Source organism: Paenibacillus cisolokensis (genome assembly GCF_018403665.1).
GTDB lineage: Bacteria > Bacillota > Bacilli > Paenibacillales > Paenibacillaceae > Paenibacillus_AH > Paenibacillus_AH cisolokensis.
Genome location: NZ_BOVJ01000144.1, coordinates 1 through 4,271 on the forward strand (window position 1 = coordinate 1; position 4,271 = coordinate 4,271).

Sequence of the window (4,271 nt, forward strand, 5' to 3'; positions counted from 1 at the left end):
GGAGCTTCACATTCGCACCAGAATGGTTCGGTCGTGTAGAGGCTTGAGATACATCCAAATATATCACATATTCATTTATCGCAGAAAACAAATTCCGAACTATAATTTCGAAGTTGCGCATTTCCCGAATAGCTCGGAAGCGTCAATACTGGACCAAATTCACACCGACGAATCCGGAGCCCGCAACAACATGCTCCAAAGTATACCCTCTTCAATTTAGGAGGCGATCGACTCTTTACAAAACCGCTTTCTACCAGTTCCACTTATCGCCATGTAAAGGGATTCGTCCCACACAGCTCTCATTTGTTCCAGCCGATTGCGTTCTCCAGGGTCGTTCCCCCGTACGGGGAGCGACTTGGAGAATGGACTGAGCTTCCCATCTCCGAAGATGTTTCAATCCACGCTCCCGGCTCCCGCACGGGGAGCGACAGTATGGCGTGAAAACCCTTGAGCAGCAAGGGTTTCTACGCCCGTTTTCGCGAAACCCCATTTTGCCTCGTCCTATACCAGCGATTTACCTGCCGGAAATGGCTAAAAAAGCCAGGCACAGCAAGGGGTGCGAATCTCCCGGGAAAATCATGTTCGCTTGGGGTTCGCACTTTATACCACCCTATCGATCAGCCTGCGATAAACTTCATACTTAATGCTACTCCCGGGTCGTGCAGATCTTCTTCCAGTCCGGTGTCCGGTCAAAGTCGCCGCTTGACTGCAACGGCCTGCTTGAGCCCAGCACACGGCAAACGCCCTCCAGTCTCGTTCAGAGCCCGAACGAACGATCCGTTCATGCATGCAAGCTACCGTTCCCGCAGCCGGTTCAGCAGCGCTTCCAGTGCTTTTCCGCGATGGCTGATCGCGCGTTTCTCCTCTTGCGTCAGCTCTGCCATCGACCGGCCCAGCTCCGGCAGCCAGAACAGCGGATCGTAGCCGAAGCCGCCGCTGCCTCGCGGACGGTCGGCAATGAAGCCGGCCACCTCTCCTTCCGCTTCGATGAAGGCGCCGCGCTCCGGATCATACAGCGCCAGCACGCACACGAACCGCCCCCGGCTGAGCAGCCGCGTTCCGTCCGGCAGCGTGCCGAGCGTCTCCGCACCGCGGCCTGTCAGCTCGGCCAGCAGCTTAGCGTTGTTATCGGCATCCGACGCTCCTTCGCCCGCGTACCGGGCCGAGTACACGCCCGGCGCACCGTCCAGCGCATCGACGCATAAGCCGGAATCGTCGGCAAGCGCCGGAACCCCGAGCAGCTCGCTTGCCGTCTTCGCCTTGATGCGCGCATTGTCGGCGAACGTCGAACCATCCTCCGGGATATCCGGAATCGACGGATAGTCAAGCAAGCTTTTCACCGCAACCTCCAATGCCGCGAAGGCGTGCGCGAACTCGCGTGCTTTGCCCGGATTTCGCGTCGCGATCACGATTTCCCGCTTGCGGCCCGTCATGGCGACACCTCCCCGATCCGCCGGCAGAGCTCGCCCAGCGTTTGCTTCTGCAGCTCGACAAGCTGGAGGATGCCACGCTCCGCCAGACCGAGCATCGCATCCAGCTCGGAGCGGGAAAACGGCGATTCTTCCCCTGTTCCCTGCACTTCCACGAACTTGCCGCTTCCCGTCATAACGACGTTCATATCGACCTTCGCTTTGGAATCCTCTTCATAATGCAGATCCAGCACCGGCTCCTCGCCGACGATACCGACGCTGACCGAAGCCAGGTAGTCGGTTATCGGGTAGCGGGGAAACGACGCCGTGCCCGAAAGCTTGTCCACAGCGAGCGCCAGCGCGAGAAACGAGCCTGTGATCGAGGTCGTGCGGGTGCCGCCGTCCGCTTGCAGCACGTCGCAATCGAGCGTAATCGTCCGTTCGCCCAATGCTTGCAGATCGACGACGGAGCGCAAGGCTCTTCCGATCAGCCGCTGAATCTCCATCGTACGCCCCGACAGTTTTCCCTTTGCCGATTCCCGCTGATTGCGCGTCTGCGTCGCCCGCGGCAGCATGGCATACTCCGCTGTAATCCACCCTTTGCCCTGCCCTTTCATGAAAGGGGGAACCCGCTCCTCGACGGTTGCCGTGCACACGACACGCGTATCGCCCACCTCGATCAGTACGGATCCTTCCGCATATTTGTTTACTCCTAGCGTCACGTTGACCGGCCGTAGCTGGTCCGGTTTCCGACCGTCTGTTCTCATGTAGCTGGCCTCCTGCTCTGTCACTGATTGCTCCGTTAATCTCCCCCATTTTACCAAAGACATCTCGTAAAATCTATTTGCATCAATAGAGAAAGGAAGAGGCATGAACGACATGCCCCTCCTTGCTTGCCAGTCAGAGTTACGATTCCAGCGCGTTCACATGCTCCGGTTTGCTTACCGGCTCGCTGTAGGACATCCCTTTCGTATCGGTAATGCCGGTTTTGCCGTTCAGCATAATCTGCACCTTATCCGCTCCGGTGTTTTCGGCCAGCGACAGCACGACCGCCTCCAGCATTTCCGCCGGCGGCTTCTGACTCTCGTCATAGCCGAGCTCCAGCAGGTCTACGGTCACCGTCCCGTCTTTGCTCTCCAGTCGGTTCACCTGCACGTCGGGCGTCATGACGCCGATCAGGTCGCTGCCGTCAAGCGGGCCGGCAATCAATTGCTCCAGCGCGGCCTTGGCCGTATCGTCCGTCCGGTTAATGAGCCGGGTGACCGGAACGAAATATTGCTCGGCATCGGCCGTCTGGGAGGAGAAATAGAGCGTCACCGGCGTCGACCGGGTATAATCGACTCCGTCGTCCCATTCCAGATTGATGCCGACGGCACGGGTCAGCGGTTCGTCGAGCGGAAAACCGTCAACCGGCATTTCGTTCAGCTTCTCGCCTTCGTAGCGGATTTCAACCTGCTTCACATCGGGCAGCGAAGTGAGCGTCCAAGTGACCGCCTCGACAATTTTGCGCTCATCCTCCGCATTGTATTCCGTGAACGGCTTGGAAAAATCGACGATGGCCAGCTGCTGGTCCTTCACCAGATTGTAGCCGAGCACCTCCGTCCCCTGAGGCAGCACCGGCGTGAAGTCTTCCGGCAGAAGATTGGCGTAACGGCCCCCTTCCACCATCATTTCGAGCGCCCTCTGACCGGCCTGCGCTTCCTGTTCCAATGCCGTATTGAGCGTCACCGGCGTCAAATAACCGTTCCCATCCCGCAAATAAACCGTCAACTGCGTTTGGTCGCCTTGCGTCGCGGCTGCCTGTCCGTCATCCGCTCCTTGCGCTTGCTCCCCGGCGTTTCCGTCAATCTGCCCGTCTTGCTGCGTGTTGCCGCTTTCGGCGGGTGGCGGATCGATTTCCTTGCTCGTTTCCTGCGACAACCACCCGCATCCCGCCATGAAGACGGGTAGCATTAGCGCCCCTGCGAGCGCAGTCCGCCGAATCCATCGGTATTGCGTCATCTCGACCTTTCCTCCCCAAAATCGTATTTGCCGCTGCGGCTTGGTACAAACTCCCGTTTTGTAGTACTATGTATACGAGCCCTTCCCATTTTTAGACCAGCTTTTCGTCCAACAAATATAAGTCAAAGGGGGCATTGCCCAATGTCCGAACCGAAAGCATACAGCCTGGACAGCCGCCAAGTCGCCGAAGCGACCGAGCAATGGCTTGCCAAGCGCGGCGTAACGAAAACTGAAATTGCCGAGCTTGCTTACTTTTTGCAAAAGATTACTTCCCGGAATTGACGATAGAGGAATGTCTCGAGAACGTCGATGCCGTTCTGTCGAAACGCGAAGTGCAAAATGCGGTGCTCACCGGTATCCAGCTCGATATTTTGGCGGAGGAAGGGAAGCTGATGTCCCCGCTGCAGGAGATGATCCGGAACGACGAAGGCCTTTATGGCTGCGACGAGGTGCTCGCGCTGTCCATTGTCAACGTCTACGGCAGCATCGGCTTCACTAATTTCGGCTACATCGACAAGCTGAAGCCGGGCATTCTGCTCAAGCTGAACAATAAAACCGACGGACAAACCCATACGTTCCTTGACGACATCGTCGGCGCGATCGCCGCTTCGGCGAGCAGCCGCATCGCCCACCGCAAACAGGCGGAGCGCGAGGACACGATCGATTAAACGTGCGCGAACCGACCTTCTGAAAACCGGGAATCGAGTAGGAGGGGGCGGCTAGCCCCCGTCCTCCCACACCACCTAGCATGCGGGTCCGCACTAGGCGGTTCCGTAAGGTTGACGAAGTTCCAAGTAGCGAGAAAGCAGACTTTTCAGCCCTTTTGCTTCCCAATAGGAAGTTGGAAGGGCATTGTTTGTG

At 57.9% G+C, this 4,271-nt stretch carries 3 protein-coding genes and 1 pseudogene; 1 reads left to right on the top strand and 3 read right to left on the bottom strand.

Features of this window, described 5'->3' with window-relative positions; translation table 11 throughout:
• Nucleotides 1-794: 794 nt before the first annotated feature.
• The 3 genes from PACILC2_RS19150 to PACILC2_RS19160 all read right to left on the bottom strand — a co-directional run bounded on the left by PACILC2_RS19150 (nucleotide 795) and on the right by PACILC2_RS19160 (nucleotide 3,410).
• Nucleotides 795-1,433 carry an XTP/dITP diphosphatase gene (locus PACILC2_RS19150; RefSeq protein WP_213530168.1) on the bottom strand — a complete coding sequence of 213 codons (639 nt, stop codon included), beginning with the start codon at nucleotides 1,431-1,433 and terminating at the stop codon, nucleotides 795-797.
• Nucleotides 1,430-2,176, bottom strand: coding sequence for a ribonuclease PH (rph, locus tag PACILC2_RS19155; RefSeq protein WP_213530170.1), 747 nt, complete (start codon nucleotides 2,174-2,176; stop codon nucleotides 1,430-1,432). The genes PACILC2_RS19150 and rph overlap by 4 nt, the downstream gene beginning before the upstream one ends.
• Nucleotides 2,177-2,315: 139 nt before the next feature.
• The gene (locus tag PACILC2_RS19160; RefSeq protein ID WP_062491794.1) at nucleotides 2,316-3,410 is read right to left on the bottom strand and encodes a GerMN domain-containing protein; all 1,095 of its coding nucleotides are present in this window, start codon (nucleotides 3,408-3,410) and stop codon (nucleotides 2,316-2,318) included.
• A gap of 141 nt (nucleotides 3,411-3,551) precedes the next feature.
• Between PACILC2_RS19160 and PACILC2_RS19165 the strand changes: the two are divergent.
• Nucleotides 3,552-4,078: pseudogene (locus PACILC2_RS19165) on the top strand (phosphatidylglycerophosphatase A family protein).
• Nucleotides 4,079-4,271: the final 193 nt, after the last annotated feature.